This is a genomic window from Pseudomonas sp. PvP009 (assembly GCF_017832995.1).
In the GTDB taxonomy this organism is placed as follows: domain Bacteria; phylum Pseudomonadota; class Gammaproteobacteria; order Pseudomonadales; family Pseudomonadaceae; genus Aquipseudomonas; species Aquipseudomonas syringae.
Genome location: NZ_JAFIBG010000001.1, coordinates 4,099,831 through 4,123,390, shown reverse-complemented (window position 1 = coordinate 4,123,390; position 23,560 = coordinate 4,099,831). Strand labels below are relative to the sequence as shown.

At 55.7% G+C, this 23,560-nt stretch carries 26 protein-coding genes and 1 tRNA gene; 21 read left to right on the top strand and 6 right to left on the bottom strand.

Annotation, left to right across the window (positions count from 1 at the left end):
* Positions 1-42: 42 nt before the first annotated feature.
* Both JOE29_RS17650 and JOE29_RS17645 read left to right on the top strand, forming a co-directional pair.
* The gene (locus JOE29_RS17650) at positions 43-474 is read left to right on the top strand and encodes an HIT domain-containing protein (RefSeq protein WP_210079725.1); all 432 of its coding nucleotides are present in this window, start codon (positions 43-45) and stop codon (positions 472-474) included.
* Positions 471-677: a SlyX family protein gene (locus tag JOE29_RS17645; RefSeq protein ID WP_003304583.1), complete on the top strand. Its 207-nt coding sequence runs from the start codon at positions 471-473 to the stop codon at positions 675-677. Before JOE29_RS17650 ends, JOE29_RS17645 begins: the two co-directional genes overlap by 4 nt.
* A 65-nt stretch (positions 678-742) precedes the next feature.
* Here the strand turns inward: JOE29_RS17645 and JOE29_RS25600 are convergent, their stop codons facing one another.
* Complete coding sequence (locus JOE29_RS25600) at positions 743-1,351, bottom strand: cold-shock protein (protein ID WP_003422106.1); 609 nt, start codon at positions 1,349-1,351, stop codon at positions 743-745.
* Positions 1,352-1,832: 481 nt separating this feature from the next.
* On the opposite strand from JOE29_RS25600, the gene JOE29_RS17635 reads away from it, so the two are divergent.
* The 17 genes from JOE29_RS17635 (at position 1,833) to JOE29_RS17555 (ending at position 15,499) form a co-directional block, all read left to right on the top strand.
* A complete protein-coding gene (locus JOE29_RS17635) occupies positions 1,833-2,306 on the top strand; it encodes a Dps family protein (protein WP_003314356.1) in 474 nt (157 codons plus the stop codon).
* Between the two features lie 341 nt (positions 2,307-2,647).
* Positions 2,648-2,992 (top strand): ribbon-helix-helix domain-containing protein, encoded by a 345-nt coding sequence (locus tag JOE29_RS17630; RefSeq protein WP_003314357.1) that lies wholly within the window; start codon positions 2,648-2,650, stop codon positions 2,990-2,992.
* A gap of 292 nt (positions 2,993-3,284) precedes the next feature.
* Positions 3,285-5,060 carry an aspartate--tRNA ligase gene (aspS, locus tag JOE29_RS17625; RefSeq protein ID WP_002554661.1) on the top strand — a complete coding sequence of 592 codons (1,776 nt, stop codon included), beginning with the start codon at positions 3,285-3,287 and terminating at the stop codon, positions 5,058-5,060.
* Positions 5,061-5,176: 116 nt separating this feature from the next.
* Complete coding sequence (locus tag JOE29_RS17620) at positions 5,177-5,923, top strand: YebC/PmpR family DNA-binding transcriptional regulator (RefSeq protein WP_003314360.1); 747 nt, start codon at positions 5,177-5,179, stop codon at positions 5,921-5,923.
* Between the two features lie 130 nt (positions 5,924-6,053).
* Positions 6,054-6,578, top strand: a complete 525-nt coding sequence (gene ruvC, locus JOE29_RS17615) for a crossover junction endodeoxyribonuclease RuvC (RefSeq protein WP_210079724.1) — start codon at positions 6,054-6,056, stop codon at positions 6,576-6,578.
* 86 nt (positions 6,579-6,664) lie between these two features.
* On the top strand, positions 6,665-7,273 hold the full coding sequence (gene ruvA, locus JOE29_RS17610) for a Holliday junction branch migration protein RuvA (protein ID WP_003364731.1): 609 nt from the start codon (positions 6,665-6,667) through the stop codon (positions 7,271-7,273).
* Positions 7,274-8,335: a Holliday junction branch migration DNA helicase RuvB gene (gene ruvB / locus JOE29_RS17605; RefSeq protein ID WP_024650274.1), complete on the top strand. Its 1,062-nt coding sequence runs from the start codon at positions 7,274-7,276 to the stop codon at positions 8,333-8,335.
* A 134-nt stretch (positions 8,336-8,469) separates the two neighbouring features.
* Positions 8,470-8,937 carry a tol-pal system-associated acyl-CoA thioesterase gene (ybgC, locus tag JOE29_RS17600; RefSeq protein ID WP_003314364.1) on the top strand — a complete coding sequence of 156 codons (468 nt, stop codon included), beginning with the start codon at positions 8,470-8,472 and terminating at the stop codon, positions 8,935-8,937.
* Positions 8,927-9,622: a protein TolQ gene (gene tolQ, locus JOE29_RS17595; RefSeq protein ID WP_002554655.1), complete on the top strand. Its 696-nt coding sequence runs from the start codon at positions 8,927-8,929 to the stop codon at positions 9,620-9,622. The genes ybgC and tolQ overlap by 11 nt, the downstream gene beginning before the upstream one ends.
* Before the next feature lie 23 nt (positions 9,623-9,645).
* Entirely contained in the window at positions 9,646-10,101 is a 456-nt protein-coding gene (tolR, locus tag JOE29_RS17590; protein ID WP_161420636.1) for a protein TolR, read from the top strand.
* Entirely contained in the window at positions 10,101-11,171 is a 1,071-nt protein-coding gene (gene tolA / locus JOE29_RS17585; RefSeq protein WP_003314366.1) for a cell envelope integrity protein TolA, read from the top strand. The genes tolR and tolA overlap by 1 nt, the downstream gene beginning before the upstream one ends.
* 47 nt (positions 11,172-11,218) lie before the next feature.
* Complete coding sequence (tolB, locus tag JOE29_RS17580; RefSeq protein ID WP_210434907.1) at positions 11,219-12,469, top strand: Tol-Pal system beta propeller repeat protein TolB; 1,251 nt, start codon at positions 11,219-11,221, stop codon at positions 12,467-12,469.
* Between the two features lie 52 nt (positions 12,470-12,521).
* A complete protein-coding gene (pal, locus tag JOE29_RS17575) occupies positions 12,522-13,025 on the top strand; it encodes a peptidoglycan-associated lipoprotein Pal (RefSeq protein ID WP_003314369.1) in 504 nt (167 codons plus the stop codon).
* Positions 13,026-13,031: 6 nt separating this feature from the next.
* On the top strand, positions 13,032-13,850 hold the full coding sequence (ybgF, locus tag JOE29_RS17570) for a tol-pal system protein YbgF (RefSeq protein ID WP_210079723.1): 819 nt from the start codon (positions 13,032-13,034) through the stop codon (positions 13,848-13,850).
* Positions 13,851-14,021: 171 nt separating this feature from the next.
* A complete protein-coding gene (queE, locus tag JOE29_RS17565; RefSeq protein ID WP_003390957.1) occupies positions 14,022-14,669 on the top strand; it encodes a 7-carboxy-7-deazaguanine synthase QueE in 648 nt (215 codons plus the stop codon).
* 1 nt (position 14,670) lies between these two features.
* Complete coding sequence (queC, locus tag JOE29_RS17560; RefSeq protein ID WP_003390955.1) at positions 14,671-15,360, top strand: 7-cyano-7-deazaguanine synthase QueC; 690 nt, start codon at positions 14,671-14,673, stop codon at positions 15,358-15,360.
* Positions 15,361-15,423: 63 nt separating this feature from the next.
* Positions 15,424-15,499 (top strand) — tRNA-Lys (locus tag JOE29_RS17555).
* Between the two features lie 407 nt (positions 15,500-15,906).
* On the opposite strand, the gene JOE29_RS17550 is transcribed toward JOE29_RS17555, so the two are convergent.
* The 3 genes from JOE29_RS17550 to JOE29_RS17540 form a co-directional block, all read right to left on the bottom strand.
* Positions 15,907-17,328, bottom strand: coding sequence for a site-specific integrase (locus tag JOE29_RS17550; RefSeq protein WP_058443961.1), 1,422 nt, complete (start codon positions 17,326-17,328; stop codon positions 15,907-15,909).
* Entirely contained in the window at positions 17,325-19,235 is a 1,911-nt protein-coding gene (mobH, locus tag JOE29_RS17545; protein ID WP_058443962.1) for a MobH family relaxase, read from the bottom strand. Before mobH ends, JOE29_RS17550 begins: the two co-directional genes overlap by 4 nt.
* Before the next feature lie 415 nt (positions 19,236-19,650).
* A complete protein-coding gene (locus JOE29_RS17540) occupies positions 19,651-20,343 on the bottom strand; it encodes an SOS response-associated peptidase family protein (RefSeq protein WP_058443963.1) in 693 nt (230 codons plus the stop codon).
* 112 nt (positions 20,344-20,455) lie between these two features.
* Here JOE29_RS17540 and JOE29_RS17535 point away from each other — a divergent pair, with 112 nt between their 5' ends.
* Positions 20,456-20,890, top strand: a complete 435-nt coding sequence (locus JOE29_RS17535) for a S24 family peptidase (RefSeq protein WP_044311809.1) — start codon at positions 20,456-20,458, stop codon at positions 20,888-20,890.
* Positions 20,877-22,157, top strand: coding sequence for a translesion error-prone DNA polymerase V subunit UmuC (gene umuC / locus JOE29_RS17530; protein WP_058443964.1), 1,281 nt, complete (start codon positions 20,877-20,879; stop codon positions 22,155-22,157). The genes JOE29_RS17535 and umuC overlap by 14 nt, the downstream gene beginning before the upstream one ends.
* 202 nt (positions 22,158-22,359) lie before the next feature.
* Here the strand turns inward: umuC and JOE29_RS17525 are convergent, their stop codons facing one another.
* A complete protein-coding gene (locus JOE29_RS17525) occupies positions 22,360-22,827 on the bottom strand; it encodes a hypothetical protein (RefSeq protein ID WP_235592811.1) in 468 nt (155 codons plus the stop codon).
* A 103-nt stretch (positions 22,828-22,930) separates the two neighbouring features.
* The gene (locus tag JOE29_RS17520; protein ID WP_058443966.1) at positions 22,931-23,452 is read right to left on the bottom strand and encodes a hypothetical protein; all 522 of its coding nucleotides are present in this window, start codon (positions 23,450-23,452) and stop codon (positions 22,931-22,933) included.
* Positions 23,453-23,560 lie beyond the last annotated feature (108 nt).

The following is a 23,560-nucleotide window of genomic DNA, read 5'->3' as shown; positions in this document are numbered from 1 at the left end:
ACAGGGCAGGTGCATTCACCTGGCAGTCAGGAGCTTTTTATCGTGTTCGTTCTGGATTCCCGCCTTCAACAAGACACCCTGCCGATCGGCGACTTTCCGCTGTGCCGGTTGCTACTCTCCAATGACAGTCATTACCCATGGTTCATCCTGGTGCCGCGTCGGGCAGACATCACCGAAGTCTTTCAGCTCAATGCTGCAGATCTAATGCAGTTGTGGCAGGAGACGAGCGCGTTGTCCAAGGTGCTGAACGAGCTCTTCGATGCGGATAAAATCAATGTTGCCGCGTTGGGCAACGTGGTGAGCCAGCTGCATATGCACGTCATTGTGCGCAAACGTGACGATGCCGCCTGGCCTGCGCCCGTGTGGGGCAAGCATGCTGCCATTGCTTATACCGACGAACAGCTCTCGGCAATCCGTCGGCAACTGAAGCCGGTACTGACAAATGATTTTCGATTTGAGGAGGAACAATCATGAGCCTTGAAGAGCGAGTCATGGAGCTTGAAAGCCGTATGGCCTTTCAGGACGATACGATTCAGGCACTCAATGACGTGCTGGTAAAGCAGCAGCGCGAGCTTGATCATCTGCAACTGCAGATGGCGGCGATGCTCAAGCGTCAGGAGGAAATGGGCAGTCAGTTCGAGACCTTCGAGGAAGATGCGCCGCCACCTCATTATTGATGGGCTGCCATAAAAAAACCGCGACCTCCGTCAGGAGGTCGCGGTTTTTTTGTTGCTTGAAACAATCAGCGGCGGGGCAGGGCTGCAATGACATCTTCGGCCTGCAGGCCTTTGTCACGGTTCATTACGGAAAACTCGACGCGCTGTCCTTCGACCAGTACGCGATGACCCTCACCGCGAATGGCTCGGAAATGCACAAAAATATCGTCGCCGGAATCCCGGGAGATGAAGCCGAAGCCCTTGGAGGTGTTGAACCACTTTACGGTACCAGTATCACGATTTCCCATGTCGTGGCTTTGTGGCGCGGACGAAGGGGTGTAAGACCTGTAGAAGCTGACGCTCAGGTGCAGGGCGACGGCTACGATGGCGACAGCCAGGCTCACCAGAATAGCCGGTTGACCGGCGATACCGGGTAGAGGAACAAGCAAGGTTAGCGTTTGTACGATTACCGCAATGACAAGCAATGCACTGACCAGATTTTGCAGATTATGACGCGGACCTCTATTCCAGTAAGGAATGACCGGAGCGAGTATCAAGTTAAGCAGCCCTAGAAAAGCCAGGCAGATCGCGTCAGGATTTTGCAGGTAGAGAGATGCCGCTTCACTACGCAGGCTCGGTATGAAAGAAAGCAACAGGGCTGCTGCTCCCGTTACCAGATGGACAATTTTCAACATTTTAAAAAGCTCACATGCAAGAAGGATTACAAGAAATAGCTGGTAACGCCCGGTACGCTTCTGAAAAAGATGAGGCGTGATGCACGGACGCTGGGCCGGCCTATGTGCCAGCGCTGGATCACAACTCGTTGGCGACACGGCGTGTATTTAACAGCAAAGCCTGATCCTACTCAAATCAGCAATCGATAATGGTGCGCGTGCCTGTCCGGCGCTGGCAGCCCGCTGTCCTTTAGTGGCTCTGCCGCTAGCTCTGTAGATGCGCGAAACAGAGCGTCTCACGGATTTTGCTGACGACTCCTTCAGGCACGCAGGTATTTTCTGCCCCGGACGCCCGCTGCAGCCCCGTGTGAATAGCCCTGGCAGAGGCGTAGTCCGCTGCCAGCAGATAGCATCCTGCCAACGGAAAGCTGCGCCATTCGGGTTCTCTTGATAGAGTAGTCGTCTTTACTGCTTTTCAATCCTCACCAAAAGGGCATGAAACATGGCAATCGATATCGGTATCAGTGAAGAGGATCGCAAATCGATCGTGGACGGTCTGTCGCATCTGCTGTCGGATACTTATGTGCTTTACCTCAAGACTCACAACTTTCACTGGAATGTCAGCGGGCCGATGTTTCGCACGCTGCATTTGATGTTCGAAGAACAGTATAACGAACTGGCACTGGCGGTTGATTCCATCGCCGAGCGTATTCGTGCTCTGGGCTTTCCGGCGCCGGGTACTTATTCGACATATGCGCGCCTGTCTTCCATCAAGGAAGAAGAAGGCGTACCCAGTGCTGAAGATATGATCAAAAGTCTGGTGCAGGGTCAAGAGGCTGTTGTCCGTACTGCTCGTAGTATCTTTCCTCTTCTGGATAAGGTTAGTGATGAGCCGACGGCTGACCTACTGACGCAACGCATGCAGGTGCACGAAAAAACCGCCTGGATGCTGCGCTCGATGCTCGAGTCCAAGTAACGGCCAGGGACGAGTGGCTTCAAGTGCCACTCGTCCCGTTCCTGAGTTGTTCTTCGCCCGTCACACCTGTCACTTCCTGCACCCGCTTTCATCGCGCAATTGCTCGGGCAAGCCGAGGCCCAACAGTCGCGCGCTGCTCTGCAGTTTTCCTCGCTTTTATTGGCGTCCCCTTCAAGGTTAATAACGATATTCCGTTGTTTCCTGTAGCCATCTCCTACAGTGATAAGGTGTAGGGGCTTCTGGCTATAAAATCGCCAATCATGTTTTATACATCGGGACATTTATTTGTTTTTGAATATTTCTTTTGGTGTTTAAAATTCAATGATTCGAAGGTGGCGGTTATGATGTTACGAAGTGCTGAGCGAGAGCTTAAGTTGCTCCACCGAGAGGTGGAAATACGCCATGATCCTTTTGTCGAGGATTTCAATATGACGCTGGCGCAGCCGCACTCAAAATCCGTTCGACTTAACGGCCTGGCGACGTGCCTGCGTCTGGAGAAAGTGTACTGGAACATTCTTTCAGGCATCGCCAGTAGTAATGAGTGCTCCGTCAATGCGGTGCTGTCCTACATTGATCGGGAGGTTCACTTACGGTACGGGGGCGTGAAGAATTTCAGTGGTTTGATTCGTGTTGTCTGTGTGGCGCATCTTTTGAAGGGCGACTGCCTGGAAAATTCTCACGTCTAGCGTGGCTTTATCCTCATTCCTGTGGGCTCGCTCAGGTGGGCCTGCGCTTTCCCCCGCGGCGCGAGCGAACGGCTCGGCTGCGCGGGGTGATCATGAGCTTATCCGGTCGTTAATAGGTTCGTCCGGCTGCACGGTGCCAATTAACTCTATATAATCCTCCGTCTTGCTAGCGGGCGTGACTCTGCGTGGGCCAGGGCTGGCTTTAGTCTTGTGCCGGTGCCTTGTACCTCTGAGCGCAAGCCAGGAGCGAAATCGCCACCGAATTCGAATTACGAGAAGTGAAAACACCATCATGATGCGCAGCCATTATTGCGGCCAACTGAACGAGAGTCTGGAAGGCCAGGAAATTACCCTTTGCGGATGGGTCCACCGTCGTCGTGACCACGGGGGCGTTATCTTCCTCGATATCCGCGACCGTGAAGGCATGGCTCAAGTCGTGTTCGACCCGGATCGTGCCGACAGCTTCGCTGCCGCTGATCGCGTGCGCAGCGAGTACGTGGTCAAGGTCGTGGGCAAGGTTCGTGCTCGCCCGGCAGGTGCCGTGAACGCGAACATGGCGTCAGGCGCCATCGAAGTTCTGGGTTATGAACTCGAGGTGTTGAACGAGTCCGAAACGCCGCCGTTCCCGCTGAACGAGTATTCCGACGTCGGCGAGGAAACACGCCTGCGTTATCGCTTCATCGATCTTCGCCGTCCGGAAATGGCCGAGAAGCTGCGTCTGCGTTCGCGCATCACTACCAGTATCCGTCGCTATCTGGATGACAACGGCTTCCTCGACGTCGAGACGCCGATCCTGACCCGCGCCACCCCGGAAGGCGCTCGCGACTATCTGGTGCCAAGCCGCACACACCCGGGCAGCTTCTTCGCCCTGCCGCAATCGCCTCAGCTGTTCAAGCAACTGCTGATGGTGGCTGGCTTCGACCGTTACTACCAGATCGCCAAATGCTTCCGCGACGAAGACCTGCGTGCTGACCGTCAGCCGGAATTCACCCAGATCGACATTGAAACCAGCTTCCTCAACGAAGAGGACATCATCGGTCTGACCGAGAAGATGGTTCGTCAGCTGTTCAAGGAAGTTCTGGACCTGGAGTTCGGTGATTTCCCGCACATGACTTTCGAAGAGGCCATGCGCCGCTACGGTTCCGACAAGCCGGACCTGCGCAACCCGCTGGAACTGGTGGATGTTGCCGATCAGCTCACCGGCGTGGAATTCAAGGTGTTCAGCGGCCCGGCCAACGACCCCAAGGGACGCGTTGCCGCACTGCGTGTACCGGGCGCCGCCAGTATGGCGCGCAGCCAGATCGACGACTACACCAAGTTCGTCAGCATCTATGGTGCCAAAGGTCTGGCCTACATCAAGGTCAACGAGCGTGCGAAGGGGCCGGAAGGCTTGCAGTCGCCGATCGTCAAGTTCATTCCGGAAGACAACCTGAACGTCATCCTCGATCGCGTTGGTGCGGTTGATGGCGACATCGTTTTCTTCGGTGCGGACAAGTTCAAGATCGTCAGCGAGGCCCTTGGCGCGCTGCGCATCAAGATCGGCAATGACCTCAAGCTGCACACTTGCGAGTGGGCACCGATGTGGGTCGTTGACTTCCCGATGTTCGAAGAAAACGACGACGGCAGCTTCACCGCGTTGCACCACCCCTTCACGGCACCCAAGTGCACGCCTGAAGAACTGGAAGCCAACCCGGCGACCGCGCTGTCCCGTGCATACGACATGGTGCTCAACGGCACCGAGCTGGGCGGCGGTTCGATCCGTATCCATCGCAAGGAAATGCAACAGGCGGTCTTCCGTCTGCTGGGCATTGCCGAAGACGAGCAGCAGGAGAAGTTCGGCTTCCTGCTCGATGCCTTGAAATACGGCGCGCCACCGCACGGTGGTCTGGCTTTCGGTCTGGACCGTCTGGTGATGCTGATGACCGGCGCGCAATCGATTCGTGAAGTGATTGCGTTCCCGAAAACCCAGAGCGCTGCCGATGTCATGACCCAGGCGCCTGGCGTTGTCGATGCCAAAGCGTTGCGCGAGCTGCACATCCGTCTGCGCGAGCAGCCGAAGGCCGAGTGATGCCGGGCAGGGCGTATCGTCGATACGCCCTGTATCTGCCCTTATTGAGTGAAGCTTTTTGCCCGGTTTTTCAGGGCGAAAGGTGAAGGTGTTTCAAAAAGAATCTGGAGCGAAAAATGGCAGGTCATTCTAAGTGGGCGAACATCAAGCACCGCAAAGAGCGTCAGGATGCCAAGAAAGGCAAGATTTTCACCAAGTGGATCCGTGAGCTGACCGTTGCTGCGCGTCAGGGTGGCGGTGATCCCGGTTCCAACCCGCGTCTGCGGTTGGCGCTGGACAAGGCGCTTGGTGCGAACATGACCCGTGACACCATTGATCGTGCGGTGGCGCGAGGAGTAGGGGCCTCCGACGGTGATGATGTCGAAGAGCTGGGTTACGAGGGCTATGGTCCGGGCGGCGTGGCGGTCATGGTTGAAACCATGACCGACAACCGCAATCGTACTGCGGCGGCTGTACGCCATGCGTTCACCAAGTGCGGCGGCAATCTCGGCACCGACGGTTCTGTTGCGTACCTGTTCGATCGCAAGGGCCAGATATCCTTCGCCGCCGGTGTCGATGAGGATTCGCTGATCGAGGCTGCCATGGAGGCCGATGCTGACGATGTCGTGACCAACGAAGACGGCTCGATCGATGTGTTCACCTCGTTCTCCGGGTTTTATGCGGTGCGTAACGCATTGGAGGCAGCAGGCTTCAAGGCAGCAGATGCAGAGATCGTCATGCTGCCGACCACCAGCGCTGTGCTTGATCTGGAAACCGCTGAAAAGGTACTCAAGCTGATTGATATGCTTGAAGACCTGGATGACGTGCAGAACGTCTATTCAAACGCGGAAATCCCGGACGAAGTGATGGAACAGCTGGGCTGATCGCTCACAGGCAACACCAGGTCGGAAGCCGGGGGAACGAAGCTGTGAGCAACACGCAGCTATCGGCCCCCGGCTTCTGCCTTTATGCTGCACCTATTGTTTTGCGTGACCTCCTCAAGCTGCAGGCGTTATGACTCTTATTCTTGGTATCGATCCCGGTTCGCGAATCACCGGCTATGGCGTGGTACGCGACACCGGACGCGGCTGTGTCTATGTTGCGTCGGGCTGCATCCGCACTGGCAGCGGCGAGCTGCACGAGCGTTTACAGATCGTTTATCGCGGTGTGCGGGAGGTCATCAAGACCTACGGACCGGTGACGATGGGCATCGAGAAGGTTTTCATGGCGCGTAACGCCGATTCGGCATTGAAGCTGGGGCAGGCCAGGGGCGCAGCCATCGTGGCGGGTGCCGAAGAAGCGCTGGAAATTGCCGAATACACCGCAACCCAGGTCAAGCAGGCCGTTGCAGGAACCGGCGGTGCCAATAAAGAACAGGTGATGATTATGGTCATGCATCTGCTCAAGCTGACCCAAAAGCCGCAAATCGATGCTTCCGATGCCCTTGCCATCGCCCTGTGCCACGCGCATACGCGCTCCAGTCTGATTCCTCACGGGTTGGCCACTGCGCGCAGTCGCGGCGGCCGCTTGCGGCTCTGACTGGCATTATGTGTCCGCATATTTTCTATGATGACGGTGTTCAACTTCTTCGCGCGAGCGACAGGCAACACGAAAGGATCTGAAACGTGATTGGACGTTTACGCGGCTCTCTCGCCGAAAAGCAGCCTCCGCATCTGGTGCTGGATGTCAACGGTGTCGGCTATGAGGTGGAAGTGCCGATGACCACCCTGTACCGGTTGCCGCATGTTGGCGAGACGGTGACGTTGCACACCCACCTGGTGGTCCGTGAGGACGCGCACCTTTTGTACGGCTTCTACGAAAAGCGCGAGCGCGAGCTGTTTCGTGAGCTGATCCGGCTCAATGGCGTCGGCCCCAAGCTGGCACTGGCGCTGATGTCCGGTCTGGAAGTCGATGAGCTGGTGCGTTGCGTGCAGGCGCAGGACACTTCGGCGCTGACGCGCATTCCCGGCGTGGGCAAGAAGACCGCCGAGCGTCTGCTGGTCGAGCTCAAGGATCGTTTCAAGGCCTGGGAGTCCTTGCCAGGCACCTTTACGCTGGTTTCCAATGGCCCCAATCAGGCTGAGCCTGTAGCGTCGGCAGAATCCGATGCGGTCAGCGCACTGATTTCGCTGGGCTACAAACCTCAGGAGGCGAGCAAGGCTGTCTCCGCCATCAAGGAAAAAGATTTGAGCAGTGCGGATCTGATTCGCCGTGCGTTGAAGGGGATGGGTTAAGTGATAGACGCCGACCGCCTGATAACCGCCACTGGTGGCCGTGATCGTGATGAACAGATGGACCGCGCGATTCGGCCACTGAGCCTCGCGGACTATATCGGCCAGCCGACCGTGCGCGAGCAGATGGAGTTGTTCATCCAGGCTGCCCGTGGTCGCAGCGAAGCGCTGGACCACACGCTGATCTTCGGTCCGCCCGGCCTGGGCAAGACCACGCTCGCCAACATCATTGCCCAGGAAATGGGCGTGTCGATCAAGAGTACGTCCGGCCCGGTCCTCGAGCGGCCTGGCGATCTGGCAGCGATCCTGACCAATCTCGAACCCAATGACGTGCTGTTCATCGACGAGATCCATCGTCTGTCGCCGATCGTCGAGGAAGTGCTGTACCCGGCAATGGAAGACTTCCAGCTCGACATCATGATCGGTGAAGGCCCGGCAGCGCGTTCGATCAAGCTTGATCTGCCGCCGTTCACGCTGGTCGGCGCGACCACTCGCGCCGGCATGCTGACCAATCCGTTGCGCGACCGTTTCGGCATCGTGCAGCGACTCGAGTTTTACAACATCGCCGATCTTTCGACGATTGTCTCGCGCTCGGCAGGCATTCTGGGTTTGGTCATTGAGCCGCAGGGCGCTTTCGAGATTGCCAGGCGCGCCCGTGGCACGCCGCGTATCGCCAACCGCCTGTTGCGTCGCGTACGGGATTTTGCCGAGGTTCGTGGCAATGGGCAGATTACCCGGCAGACAGCCGACAAGGCCCTCAACCTGCTGGACGTCGACGAGCACGGCTTCGATCATCAGGACAGGCGTTTGCTGCTGACCATGATCGAGAAGTTCGACGGTGGTCCGGTGGGCGTGGACAGCCTGGCGGCGGCCATCAGCGAGGAGCGTCATACAATCGAAGACGTACTCGAGCCCTATTTGATCCAGCAAGGCTATATCATGCGCACACCTCGCGGGCGTGTGGTGACCCGGCATGCGTATCTGCATTTCGGCCTGAATATCCCGTCGAGGATGGGCGAGATACCGGTACCGGACGATTTTGGCGATGGGCCTGTGGATTTATAGCGATGGCTTGCAATTTATTTGCGGTCTCTGTGGTCACATTGCCAGTCCTGCCGCCGATACCTGTAACTAAGTGGCAAAAGGTTGAAAAACAGTTGCCTGACCCGATTGGCAACCTGAGGAGTAAGCTCTAGAGTATGCGCGCGCAAAACGGGGTTCAGTCGTTCGCACATCGCTGTCGCGTTTATTACGAGGACACCGATGCCGGCGGCATCGTCTACTACGTCAATTATCTGAAATTCATGGAGCGGGCTCGTACCGAGCGGCTACGGGAATTGGGCTTTGCCCAATCCGAACTGGCGCAGGAAAACCTTTTATTTGTCGTGCACTCCAGTGAGGCTCGTTATCACAAGCCGGCGCGGCTGGATGACGAGTTGCTCGTCAGTGCAGAAGTAACCGAATTGAATCGCGTCAGCCTGCGCTTTAAACAGCAGATCAGGCGGGCGTCGGATGCAACGCTGCTCTGTGAAGGGCAGTTTCTGGTGGCGTGTGTACGCGCCGATAGTTTTAAACCCCGGGCCATTCCCGAAGCTCTGCGAGCGGCCTTCGCCGACCAGGGCGGCGCGGGCATACATTCAGAGCAGGAGATAAAGCGTGGAAGCTAACGTCGTCGACCATTCCTCCATGTGGAGTTTGGTCAGCAATGCCAGCATTGTTGTTCAGTTGGTAATGCTGATTCTGGTAGCTGCTTCGGTCACTTCGTGGATCGTGATTTTTCAGCGCAGCAACATGCTGCGCGCAGGTCGACGTGCACTGGACAGCTTTGAAGAGCGTTTCTGGTCGGGCATCGATCTGTCCAAGCTGTACCGTCAGGCGGGCAGCAATCCCGATCCGGACTCGGGCGTCGAGCAGATCTTCCGTGCCGGTTTCAAGGAGTTCTCGCGTCTGCGTCAGCAGTCCGGCGTCGATCCTGATGCGGTCATGGAAGGTGTGGCGCGCGCCATGCGTGTTGCCATCTCCCGCGAGGAAGAGAAACTCGAAGCCGGTCTGCCGTATCTGGCGACCGTCGGTTCTACCAGTCCTTATGTCGGTCTGTTCGGTACTGTCTGGGGGATCATGAACTCCTTCCGCGGTCTGGCGACTGCGCAGCAGGCAACGCTGGCTACCGTGGCACCGGGCATTGCCGAAGCACTGATTGCAACGGCCATCGGCCTGTTTGCAGCCATTCCGGCCGTTATTGCCTACAACCGTTTCGCCGCGCGCAGTGAGACCTTGATCAGCCGTTATTACACGTTTGCTGACGAGTTCCAGGCCATCCTGCACCGTAAAGTGCACACCAGCGAAGAGTGAGCAGGTAATTCCCCATGGCTTTAATCGCTCGAGATCGTCGCAGAAAACGCAAGCCGGTCGCCGAAATGAACGTAGTGCCCTACATCGACGTGATGCTGGTGTTGCTCGTGATTTTCATGGTCACGGCTCCCATGATCAACCAGGGCGTGAAAGTCGACTTGCCCAAGGTCTCCAGCGAGGCTTTGCCGCAAGACAACAACAATCAGGTCCTGACCATTTCGATCAAGGCTGACAAGACCTATTACTGGAACCTTGGCAGCGAAGTCGATACCGACAAGCAGATGGACAAGGCAATGACCCTGCCACAGCTGACCGCCGCAGTGACCAAGATCGTCGCCGCCGGTCGTGACGCAGGCAAGCAGACGCAGGTTTTCATTCGTGGTGACAAGACCGTCGATTACGGCTCGGTCATGGGCACGATGGGCGGGCTGCAGAAGGCTGGGGTCGGGAATGTTGGCTTGATTACCGAGGCACCCTGATGCAGCCGATTCGAGAGCCGTCCGCCTCGGAAAGCTACTTCTGGCCCAGTGTCTGGGCCGTGGCATTGCATATTCTGATTTTCGGCATGCTGTTCGTCAGCTTTGCCATGACTCCGGATCTGCCCGAAGCCAAGCCTATCGTTCAGGCAACGCTCTATCAGCTCAAGTCCAAGAGCCAGGCCACTACCCAGACCAACCAGAAGATTGCCGGTGAGGCGAAGAAAACCGCTGCGCGACAAACAGAAGTCGAACAGCTGGAGCAGAAAAAGATCGAGCAGCAAAAACAGGAAGCTGTAAAAGCTGCGGAACAAAAGAAAGAAGAGTCCGCTCAAAAAGCCGAAGAGCAGAAAGCTGCCGACGAAGCCAAAAAGGCCGAACAGAAAGCAGAGGAGGCCAAAAAGGCTGACGATGCCAAGAAAGCCGATGAAGCCAAGAAGGTCGCCGACGCCAAAAAGCTTGAAGATAAGCAACAGGCTGATATAGCCAAGAAAAAGGCCGAAGAAGAGGCGAAGAAAAAAGCCGAAGAAGACGCCAAGAAAGCTGCTGCCGAGGAAGCCAAGAAACAGGCTGCTGATGAGGCCAAGAAAAAGGCCGCAGAAGACGCCAAGAAAAAGGCTGCCGAGGACGCGAAGAAAAAAGCCGCTGCCGATTCCGCCAAGAAGGCGCAGGAAGCAGCTCGCAAATCCGCTGAAGACAAGAAGGCGCAGGCACTGGCCGATTTGCTGTCCGATAAACCGGAGCGGCAACAGGCTTTGGCTGACGAGCGGGGCGATGAAACGGCTGGCAGTTTTGATGACCTGATTCGTGTCAGGGCTTCCGAAGGCTGGAGTCGTCCACCATCGGCACGTAATAACATGTCGGTAACGTTACAGATCGGGATGTTGCCCGACGGTACGATTGCCTCTGTATCGATTGCCAAATCCAGTGGCGACGGACCGTTTGACAGCTCTGCGGTTGCTGCGGTGAAGAACATTGGACGTTTGACAGAAATGCAGGGTCTGAAGCCGGCTGACTTCGCGCCCTATCGTTCATTCAAGATGACATTCACACCTGGAGATCTAGCCTTGTGATCAACCTTTTTCGAGGACTGCTGGTCGTTCTCTGTTTCGCATCCGCAATGGTGTCGGCAGAAGAAAAGAACATTCTGGTCACCAGCGGCAGTGACCGTGCAGCGCCCATCGCTGTTGTGCCTTTCGGATGGCAGGGCGGTAACGTCCTGCCTGAGGACATGGCCGAAATCATAAGCAACGATCTGCGCAACTCCGGCTACTACGCGCCGATCCCGAAGCAGAACATGATCAGCTTGCCGACCCAGGCCAGTGAAGTCATTTTCCGTGACTGGAAAGCGCTGGGTGCCCAGTACGTCATGGTCGGCAACATCACGCCTGCCGGCGGACGTCTGCAGATCCAGTACGCACTGTTCAACGTGGCCACCGAGCAGCAAGTGCTGACCGGCAACGTGTCGGGTACCAATGATCAGCTGCGCGACATGGCGCACTACATTGCAGACCAGTCGTTCGAGAAGCTCACCGGTATCAAGGGTGCGTTTTCCACTCGTATGCTTTACGTGACGGCCGAACGCTTCTCGGAGAACAACACGCGTTACACCCTGCAGCGTTCGGATTACGACGGTGCTCGTGCGGTAACCCTGTTGCAATCCCGTGAGCCAATCCTGTCGCCGCGTTTTGCGCCGGACGGCAAGCGTATTGCGTATGTCTCGTTCGAACAGAAGCGTCCACGCATCTTTGTTCAGCACATCGACACCGGTCGTCGCGAACAGATCACCAACTTCGAAGGCCTGAACGGTGCGCCTGCCTGGTCGCCGGATGGCAGCAAGCTGGCGTTCGTGCTGTCCAAGGATGGCAACCCGGAGATCTATGTGATCAATCTGGCGTCGCGTCAATTGAGCCGCGTCACCAACGATTCTTCGATTGATACTGAACCTTTCTTCGGCAAGGACGGGTCTACGCTATACTTCACGTCGGACCGTGGCGGCAAGCCACAGATCTACAAGACCAATATCAATGGCGGCGGTGCCGAACGCGTGACGTTCGTGGGTAACTACAACGCCAACCCGAAATTGTCAGCCGATGAAAAGACGCTGGTAATGATTCACCGGCAGGACGGCTTCACTAATTTCAAGGTAGCAGTGCAGGATTTGGCCCGCGGTAGCGTAAAAATCCTCACAGATAGCAACCTTGATGAGTCGCCTACTGTTGCGCCCAACGGCACCATGGTAATCTACGCCACCCGCCAGCAGGGCCGGGGAGTCTTGATGCTCGTGTCCATTAACGGACGCGTAAGGCTCCCGCTTCCTACCGCTCAAGGCGAAGTCAGAGAACCTTCCTGGTCCCCTTACCTGAACTGACGCGGCGCTACACGATTTGCTTAACACACTGGGGTTCATTAGGAGTTTCAAGATGGAAATGCTGAAGTTTGGTAAATTTGCTGCGCTGGCTCTGGCCATGGCTGTAGCTGTAGGTTGCTCGTCCAAAGGCGGCGACAATGCCGGTGCAGGCGGTGCTGCTGTTGATCCTAACGCTGGTTACGGCGCCAACTCGGGTGCTGTTGACGGCTCCCTGAGCGAAGAAGCTGCTCTGCGCGCAATCACCACCTTCTACTTCGAATACGACAGTTCGGACCTGAAGCCAGAAGCCATGCGCTCCCTGGACGTGCACGCCAAAGACCTGAAAGCTAACGGCGCTCGCGTTGTTCTGGAAGGCAACACCGACGAACGTGGTACTCGCGAGTACAACATGGCACTGGGCGAGCGTCGTGCGAAAGCCGTTCAGCGCTATCTGGTACTGCAAGGTGTTTCCCCAGCTCAGCTGGAACTGGTTTCCTACGGCGAAGAGCGTCCAGTTGCTACCGGCAACGACGAGCAGTCCTGGGCTCAAAACCGTCGCGTCGAACTGCGTAAGTAATTTGACATGCGAACGTGCCGACGTGCTCTAACCGTTTTGGCCCTCGCCCTTCCGCTTTCAGCGTTGGGTGCGGCACCTGTGGTCGATAACAATTCTGGCTCTGGCAGCAGCAGTTATCCGCCAGCGGGTTATGGCACGTCCGGCGCCTATGCCGGGGGAGGGGTTACGGCCCCTGCCTCGGCACAAGGTCAGCTGTTCATGCAACTGCAGCAAATGCAGGACGAAATCGCGCGTTTGCGCGGTGTTGTCGAGGTCCAGCAAAATGACATCCAGCGCATGAAGCAGGAAGCTCTGGAGCGTTATCAGGAACTCGATCAACGTATAGCCAGTGGCGCAGCCGCTCCGGCTACCAATAATTCCCAACCTGCTGGTGGCGCTATCGACGCCGGCGGGACGCCTTCGGCCTCAGCGGCTCAACAGGCACCGGCAGCAGGCACCGAGCCTCCTGATCCGGTGAAGGAAAAGCTTTATTACGAAGCAGCCTTCGATTTGATCAAGGCAAAGGATTTCGACAAGGCCAGTCAGGCCTTCACCGCTTTCCTGCGCAAATACCCGAACAGCTCGTATGCGGGCAACGCCCAATACTGGCTGGGTGAAGTAAACCTGGCCAAAGGCGACCTCCAGGGCGCTGGTCAGGCGTTCGCCAAAGTCAGTCAGCAGTATCCGAAGCATGCCAAGGTGCCTGATTCGCTGTACAAGCTGGCTGATGTCGAACGCCGTCTGGGTCATACCGATAAGGTAAAAGGCATATTGCAGCAGGTCGTTGCCCAGTATCCGGGCACTTCAGCTGCACAATTGGCGCAACGAGATCTTCAGCGCCTTTGATGTTCTGACCCGCTGATCAAGAAAGCCGCGCTAGTCGCGGCTTTTTTCGTTAGAATCTCGCACCCGAAATTCCGGTACACCTTACGCTTTTCTGGATTCCGCGATTGCCGAGTCCCTTGAAGTGCCTGACGGAGGCGGACGGCCTGTTTAGCTGTTACGCCCGTGGCTGATATGCAAGACACATTACGCATCACCGAAATCTTTCACTCGTTGCAGGGTGAAACCCGTACGGCTGGCCTGCCCACCGTATTCGTTCGCCTTACCGGCTGCCCTTTGCGCTGTCAGTACTGCGACAGTGCCTACGCGTTCAGCGGCGGCACTATTCAGACGCTGGACGACATTCTTGGGCAAGTGGCCTCCTATCGCCCTCGCTACGTCTGCGTCACCGGCGGCGAGCCGCTCGCCCAGCCCAATGCCATTCCATTGCTGAAGCGTCTTTGCGACGCGGGCTATGAAGTGTCTCTGGAGACCAGTGGTGCTTTGGATATCTCGGCGGTGGATCCTCGTGTCAGTCGCGTAGTAGACCTCAAGACCCCAGGGTCAAAAGAGGTCTCGCGTAATCGTTACGAGAACATGGAGCTGCTGACGGCCAACGATCAGGTCAAATTCGTGATCTGCTCGCGTGAAGATTACGACTGGGCCGTTTCCAAGCTGATTCAGTACGGCCTCGATCGTCGTGCGGGCGAAGTTCTGTTCTCGGCCAGTCACCACGAACTCAAGGGTCGCGATCTGGCGGACTGGATCGTGGCTGACAACCTGCCGGTACGCCTGCAGATGCAGTTGCATAAAATTCTTTGGGATGACGAGCCGGGGCGCTGATATGAGTGAATTGACCAAGACTGAAAAAAGAGCCGTGATCCTCCTGTCAGGTGGCCTGGACTCTGCGACCGTCGTAGCCATGGCCCGTGCCGAGGGTTACGTCTGTTACACCATGAGCTTCGATTACGGCCAGCGTCATCGCGCCGAGCTGGATGCCGCTGCACGCGTTGCTGGTGATCTCGGCGCCGTGGAGCACAAGGTCATCGGCCTTAACCTCAACGGTATTGGCGGCTCGGCATTGACCGACAGCTCCATTGCCGTGCCTGAGTCGCCTTCTGAAGGCATTCCGGTCACCTACGTACCGGCACGCAACACCGTCTTCCTCTCGCTCGCCCTGGGCTGGGCAGAGGTCCTGGGGGCGCGGGATATCTTCATTGGCGTCAATGCCGTGGATTACTCGGGCTACCCGGATTGCCGTCCCGAGTTTGTCGAGTCGTTCGAGCGCATGGCCAATCTGGCTACCAAGGCCGGTGTGGAAGGGCAGGGCTTCACCATCAGAGCGCCGCTGCAGAATCTGAGCAAGTCGGACATCGTCAAGGCAGGCACTGCGTTGGGAGTCGATTACTCGCTGACGGTTTCTTGCTACCAGGCTGACGACCAGGGCCGTGCCTGCGGCAAATGCGACAGCTGCCGCTTGCGCGCCGAGGGCTTTACCGCTGCCGGTATCGCAGACCCGACTCGCTATTTTTAAAGTTTTTCAAAAAAAGTGTTGAATTACTGATAAAAATCAGTAATATACGCGCCACACAACAGAGGGTCGTTAGCTCAGTTGGTAGAGCAGTTGGCTTTTAACCAATTGGTCGTAGGTTCGAATCCCACACGACCCACCATTTCGAAAATCTGGAAGGCCCATGAAAATGCGGATTTCCAGATTTTTTTTTGCCTTGCAGATTATCCGGCCTGAGGTGGGGTAGCTGATTGGGCTTCCGTCACGGCATTGAGGCAACGATCTGTAAGGCAGCTGGCTAGTCTTTCGAAGCTGAAGGCAGGCGATACCGTTTGAGCGCGATGCGCACCCAGACAAGCAGCCGTCTGTCGCGAAACATAGCGCCGGCAAGCCGTGATGTCAAATTGCAAGGCGGAGTGCAGCTTCAGAGCTACTGGAGGCCACGCATATTTTTTCATCCTGACGCAGTGCGTGGCTGTTATCGGCTATCTTGCACGTTTACTGAAACTGAATACATGCTCTGGCGAGCGCTCATGATGATGGCATTTAGGGATCCGCCGCACCGTCGACTCACTTTACAGATCCACTGCTCCAAGGGATCCTGTAATAGCCGTCGGGCGATTGAATAGATGCCTTGCCTTCGCTGATTGTGCCTATGTCTTCTCCGGCTGCAATCTGAACAACCATCTCGCCAGCAGCATTTTCCCTGATCCAGCGAGCAATATCCTCCAATTCGCCGAACTCATATTCCATCTCCGGTGCGTCCGATATCAAACTCAATGCCTGCGCTTTGGCCTCGTTTGAGGTGACGGGCTCGCTATGAACAGAAACTGGTGTGGATTTTAATACATTGACCAAAGGTGCGGTCGACATCAGTTCGAGACGCTCCGCTACAGGGGGATTGGAGGCCGTATCGTCGGCTTTTTTGGCCTCACTCGATTCGGTCGTCGCCGGTTGCAGCTCTGTCCCGGATACCAAGCTCACCCCCGGTACTGCGCTGCCAGCCGCAGGGCCTGAACTTTTGGGGATTATCGGTCTAACTAGATAATTGATTTTGGCCTGTTGTTGACCTCTTTCATTCATAACTTCTCGCATCAGATCGTAGTCTGGTTCTATGTACTCCATCGTCGTTGCTATATTTGAATGATTCAGCAGATTCTTTGTGATGTGAATATTGCGCTCTGGCTGCCTCATCAGTTCGCTGGCTATCGTGTGCCTGAAGCGGTGCGGTGTCATGCGCGTGCCAGTCATATTGGTCAGCTTTTTGTACATGGCCTCCACCTGATCAGAGTTCATATGCTCCCGCTTGTAATGACCAGAGAATCTGTTGATATTGAAAACCTGGTCAGTACTAGAAAAGCCAACCTTCTTGGCTGTGTCCATCACCAGCACTAGATGCGGCATCAGTCCATCAGGTATCGGAATCATAAACTCCCGGTGCGTTTTCTCTGTTTCTCCCCTCACTCTTATCAGTCTCTGTCCCAGATCTACGTTTTGGTACCTTAAGCACAGCAACGCGTTGAGTCTTATGCCTGTGTAATAGAAGGTTTCAAACACTGCCAGCCAGAACCATGCCGGAGTGATCTCTGATCGTTTTCCAGTCGATAGTTCCTCTTGTACGAGAAACCTTAGCCAGTTGCGTGCCCGAACAATGACGTCGTTGCCAATCGTCTTCTTCGGACGTTTGGTAGGCATGACACGGGTATCCTTTAGCGGATTCACTTTCAGCTCGACAAGCCCGTGCTCCATTGCGTACCTGTACACCGTACGCAGATGGCTTGAGTAAGTATTCCAGCTCCGCTTGGAGATCCGTGCCAGTTCTGATCGGCGCCATTCGAGCATGTCTCGATGAGTGGTTTCGCAGGCTAGGCATTCGCCAAAAAAGTTCACGTACGCTTTTGTAGCCGCTCTGTAAATCTTTACTGTGTCAGGACGAAGGTCATGGGTGAGGATGTACTCCTGGGTCAGTTCCGGAAGCGTCATCGGTTTCATTCAGATGTGTCCTTGTCTACCAATTCTGCCAAGCTGATGACCGGGTTGTCATAGGGCACCTCGCTGAAAACGTCGGTAGGCTCTATGAGCAGATAGCCCCGCAGTTGCTTGCTTTTTCGTGGTCCTTTGACCAGGCATGTCCAGATGTTCAGGCCTGCGCCAGTCTTGCGATGTTTTTTCAGTTTCTCAAAAGAACGCTGAACGACCTGCCAAGCTTCCAGATCCCGCTCTTTAGCCTCACGCTCTATGTCTGGGTGCTCAAGTGCGTAACGTTTGAATATGTCCGGGCTAACCAGGAACGCAGTGCCATCCACGGTATGCACACGAGCCTTGGCGTCATTGATGATGATCCTGTGGGAGATCACGCCCCCCTTCAGCCAGGTGAGGAAATTCAAGCCGTGGCTTGAGCTACCTTCCGGCGAGACTTTTGCCGGCTCTTCGACCGGAGCTTTGTCGTTCGTTGCCTTGATACCCACTAGCTGCCGAGGTTGGCTAAGACTGGTAGCTGCCGGAGGAGGGGGCAAAAAGGGAATCTGATCATCATCGTCTAACGGCTCGGGTGCTGGTTGAGTCGGTGCTGTCGCTACCGGGTCGGGGAACAGATCGAGCAGCTCGTCCAGTGCATCAAAATCTTTTGCTGCAGCAGGCGCTTGCTTAGGTGTCGGGGGCGCTGCTGATACTGCAGGCGTATTTTTGCTGTTCACGGGTTGAGACTCTTCGCCTCCAGCAGGAGCTGGCTCGTTTTCATCTGCCGCTGGTGCAGATTCCACTGTCAGAGTGCCGGTATAGGTCTCAGGCCTATCAGTGGTGTTCGGCCAAATCAGCGCCGGCGCTATTTTCAGTACCGTGAACGTGTTCTTCCAGCCGCGACCATTGTCGATGCTGGCCTTCCAAATGGCTTTTCCCTCTCCGTTGGGCTGAATGATCGCCTGATCCTGGAGCAGGTTGAACATCGGGGCGTTGGATGAGGGGATGTGTTCGATACCCTGAGACAGTAGAAGAGCTCTGAGCTGATCTACGGCCGGCTTGCTGACAAGCCACAAGCCTTCCTGGGTCAGCCATCCGTCTGAGGGACCGTCGGGCTGGTTCAACTTGAATTTATCCGCAATGAGCATTCTCAGGCCTTCAGCCAGCTGCCGTTGGATAGACTGCTTGGGCGCTGACATAGCTCGGCCTGGATTGCCTCCGAGTTCCTGTGCCACGGAAGCCTGGTCAGCTTGGGAGACAATTTCACCAAGGATATCGGCATGCTCATATTGACCTGCGAACGCGAACACGAGTTGAGACCAGAGCTCGGGAAACCCGCTGAGCCAGTCCAATGCCTTCGCCGGAATCACATTGGAGTAGATCAGCGACGAAGCGGCTCCATGCAACCGATAGTCTCGACCTTTCACGTACTTGAATCGGTATGGCTGATCCAGAGGCCCGTGCCATGGATGCCAGATAGTGCCATCTGCGAGTTCAACCTTGACGTCTACCGCAATCTTGCCCAGGTCGTGGACGAGCGCACCATAGGCGGATGCTGCAGACCATGCTTCTGACTGGGCCGCCTGCGACTCGGGCGGTGCTCCGATGGGGAGCAGATACATTTGCCGTATCTTCAGCGCGTAGGCGACGATCTCAAGACCGTGATCCAGCATGCCACCATGATATGCATGGTGATGATTCTCAGAGGCAGGGAGATGCTGCACCAAGGCTGCGTAGCTCTTGAATGCCTGCATGTAAAGCGTCTCGAACTGCTCACGGGGCAGAGAGGTCCGCTGCCAGATGTTTTCAATCAACTGGCGCCGTCGGGAAGTCGACAGCAACGCGTCGGGAGATTCTGGTTTGAAAAAGCCTGCAGCAGTATTGGACGAGATCGGAGACACTTTTCTTCGCGTGAAGAAACTAAGCATGTAGGCACCCATGATGAAGTCATTGGTGGGCCTTTTGCTTTATATGGCTCAGCGTGACAAGTCGAAACCTATATCCATCCTGGAAAGGTTATATACACAAGCTGTCACTTGATTGGTTGGGATCCAAACAGTGCCAGTAATCGGATGTTGCCACGCTTGCGTCGAAAAATGTAGTCTCCAAGTACCTGTTAAGTAACATTTTTTTGAAATACATTTTTATGGAGGCCGCTTTCGAACCCTTTCGTCATCCATTTCCGGCGGACTCGCCGGCCTTTTCGGGTAAGGCACTTACCCTTATTCCCCCATTCCATTCAAACCCTTCGCTTTGCCATTTGCTTCAGTCCATTTCGCCCTTTCGGTGCGGACTACAGGGGGCAGACGAATACGGACAGCCGTTGGTCGGGTCGAAGTCAAAGGCGTGGGGCAGTCAAAGCTCAACGGGCTGGATGAGCTCCGGTCCTTGATTCCGCACGTTCCCCACTGCGCGATCAACCGGGAACCATTCAAAATCGTCAACAATCCTGCAGTGCTCTTTTGCCAAAGCTTCGGCTTTCTGCGGTGTAGTTTCGGAATCAAGCCATGCCCGCGCATCTTCTGCCGTCAGTACCACCGGGCGGCGATCATGAATGTCGACCATTCCCGAGTCGCTTGCCGACGTGATGATGACAAACCCGTCGCCATCATGGGGCTCAAGCCCTCTGTGGACCTGAGCCAATGCCGCGAAGAACATAGGCTTTTTACTCTTGAGACGGATGAAGTAGGGCTGCTTTTTCTTGGGGTCATCCGGGTCCTTCACCCATTCAAACCAACCGTTCGCTGGGGCAACTGCCCGTCCGGTAGGCCAGAGCTCTTTGAAGAACTTTCCCGTCATTACGGTTTCGACTCGAGCGTTGATTGGGGCTGGTCGCTTGTCTTTCGCCCAGAAAGGCTCCCACCCCCAACGAACCTTGTCGACACTCAGACCCTCCTCGGTGGGACGGATGATCTCAACCCGAGTGCTAGGAGCCACGTTGTAGCGCTCTATGGGCAGGAGGTCGTACCCATTGATCACGATCTGCTCTGGTGCAAGCTCCTTGAGGTAGTGGTCCATGGATTCGTAGATCGAGTAGCGTCCGCACATGATGTCGCCCCTAATGTCACTCGTCGAAAATGCCTTTCAGTACGATTGACCGCGCGCGGGCCGAAGAGTTAACTGTATATCTATACAGATAACTTATCGAAAGGTCTTCATCATGAGCGTAGTCATTCTTGGTCCGTTGTCTGAAGGGGGTATCAAGCTACCGCTCTACTCATTTCAGGTGCCAGCTGGGTTTGCTTCTCCCGCTGTCGATTACATCGAGAAGCACGTGTCCCTGGACGAGCTGGCCGAGGTACGGGCACCGCATGTGTATCTGGCGAAAATTCTCGGAGACAGCATGATTGGGGCAGGTATTTTTGATAAGGATCTGATCGTCGTAGACCGCAGCCGCACTGCCGAGCATGGTGAGATTGTCGTTGCAGCCCTCAATAATTCGGACCCTATTTGCAAGCGGCTCTTCATGATGGATGGGGTTGTCAAACTTCAATCCGAAAATAGTGCCTACCCGTCCAAGCACATCCTTGAGGGTGACAACCTCGTCATCTGGGGCGTAGTGAACTACAGCATGCGCCGTCATGGAAAAGCGTGAGCCCATTTTCGCGCTTATCGATTGCAACTGCTTCTATGCCAGCTGCGAGCGTGTTTTTCGTCCAGATCTGGAGAAGACGCCCATCGTGGTACTCAGCAATAACGACGGTTGTGTCATCGCTCGAAGTTACGATGCCAAGCCGTTTGTAAAAATGGGGGCTCCCTATTTTCAGATCAAAGAGGTGTTGCGCCGCAACGGCATAAAGGTGTTCAGCAGCAACTACGCGCTCTATGGCGACATGAGCGAGCGTGTCATGTCGATCATCGAGTCGATGGTGCCAGCCTCCGAGGTCTACAGCATCGATGAGGCGTTTGCAGACCTAACCGGGGTCCCTGGCGATCTCACAGCGTTCGGTCGACGCATCCGGGCGAACATTCTCAAATGCACTGGCATTCCTGTGGGTGTTGGCATCGGTCCTACGAAAACGCTAGCCAAGCTGGCCAATCATACTGCGAAGAGACTGCTATCCCATACAGGCGGTGTCGTAGACATTTGCGACCTGCATAACCGCAACTGGGTACTGCGTAATACGGCGGTCTCAGAGGTCTGGGGGGTAGGGAAGAAGATGAATGCCCACCTGGAGGCTATGAACATCCGCACCGCAATGGACCTTACAACCGCCGACCCGCGTACTCTGCGCGACCGGTTCAGCGTGGTCATTGAAAAGACCGCACGTGAGCTGGCAGGTACTTCGTGCCTGGAGCTGGGCGAAGCTGCACCACCCAAGCAGGAGATCTGTTGCAGCCGAATGTTCGGCAAACGGCTAACCACCATTCAGCCTATCAAAGAGGCGGTGGCCACCTACACTCAGCGTGCGGCCGAGAAGCTCCGTTCTCAAAACTCGCTGTGCAAGAAGATCCGCGTCAGCATCCGTACCGGCATGTTCAATCCGGAAGAAGCCAAGTACGCCAACGGCGCTTTGGTTGAATTGCCATACCCCACCAACGACGTGCGCTTGATGACCAGGGCGGCGACTGAGGCAGTGAATAGTTTGTTTCGACCAGGGTTCAAGTACAGCAAAGCTGAGGTTCTGTTGCTGGATCTGAGACAGCCTGGCGAATTTACGGATGACATGTTCGCAGCTTCGCAGCCGGCATCTTCAGAGAAGGTGATGGGAGTCCTGGACGAGATCAATACACGCTGGGGCAGAGGGACTTTACGAGCTGGGAGTGTTCCTTCCAATCCGGAGTGGGCTATGCGTCGCGTACTGATGAGTCAAAGTTATACGACCAGGCTCGATCAGCTGTGGGAGGTGAAAAGTCTCTAGTAGCTCTGTAACGTGCGTAATCGCATGGACTTGACCACCCATTTGCATTCGACTTGACCAATTGTTTGCATCGGATCTGACCCGCGCAATGGGCGCGCCTTGACCGGCAGGAGTCGACCCAAAGCGGACACCAGTTGCTGGAAGCAGTCGGCCCAAAGCGGCTTCAGATCAACAATGGGATTTCAGCTTCTGCGATTCACACCTACAAGCCGCATAGAATTTCGCGTCTCATCTGGAGAGCAATTGCTGCGAAGCCCTTTCCAGTGCCACGCTTGCGGGGCGCGTAGTCTTGATTAGCAGAAACATCCTCCCACTGAATCACCGATTCCACGTACCTATGAGAGCTATCGGTTTCAATTTCAAACTCTAGGAACCGCTCTGTGTGAGTGAGCAAAAGACCATAAAGGCTTGGCATTCCGGGAAAGTCGACTTCAAGGTCGAGTACGACGGTTTCTGACCATATAATGCCTTTTGACTCGCCATAGTTTTTTAAGGCGAGTGGAATACCTCTGGCCAACCAAACTTTGGCGGTTAGCATGAGCCTGTGGGCCACAAGAGCATTTTGCTCTTGCACGTTCACTTGCCGCTTTTTTAACAGACGGTCAATGTCCACTTCAATCTCCCCTAAAATGGTCGCTTCCAGAATGGCGATGACCTGCCAAACGCGCAACGACTCAGGCGATTCCCATCTCCACGCTGCTACCCAGTCCGCGCGCGGCGTAGCGAGGTCCCAATGTCGTTACCGAAAGACGCCTTTCGACCCAAAGCTTTCATCAAATTGAGGTAACGAAGCGCGTTTCGAGGCCCACGTTTACTGGCGGTAGGGCATTAATCAACACGACGGCATCGTCGCCTTGATTAAGGTAAATCAAGAAGTCACCAGTCTCGAACGTAACTCTGAATCCGGCCAACCAAGGCTCGTGTCCGCTGAAAGAGTCAAGAATTCCCTCGACTGCGCAAATTTTTGTGTTCCCAAGGTGCGTTGCTGATAAACCTGCGAGCAGGTTCTCCCTTTTCCAAGAGCAGGTCGCGTTCGGCTCTATCTCGAAAGCCGTTGGCGTATCGGACGGCAACCAGTCCGCGCCTACTCTCTCGCCGTCACTCAAGAGATACATTGATAAAACTTCTCGCTCGCCAAAATGCCACTCTAGAGAACCTATGTCTCCCAGTTCTTTCTCGTCGTTGAAATAATACTGGTCGTGCAGCAGCTCGCTCAGGCGCTTTCCCAAAAGCGAGCGTGCGTTTTGAAGGTCTTGTACAGCCCTTGATGGGGACGGAGAGTAGCGGCCAGACATCGTGTATCTCATACAGGTGGGAAGAGTGGCAGATACTACACAAACGCCATCACGTCTGCTTTTGGCCGGTTTCTGCCTATGCTGGCGGCGGGAGGGATACCGTCGCTA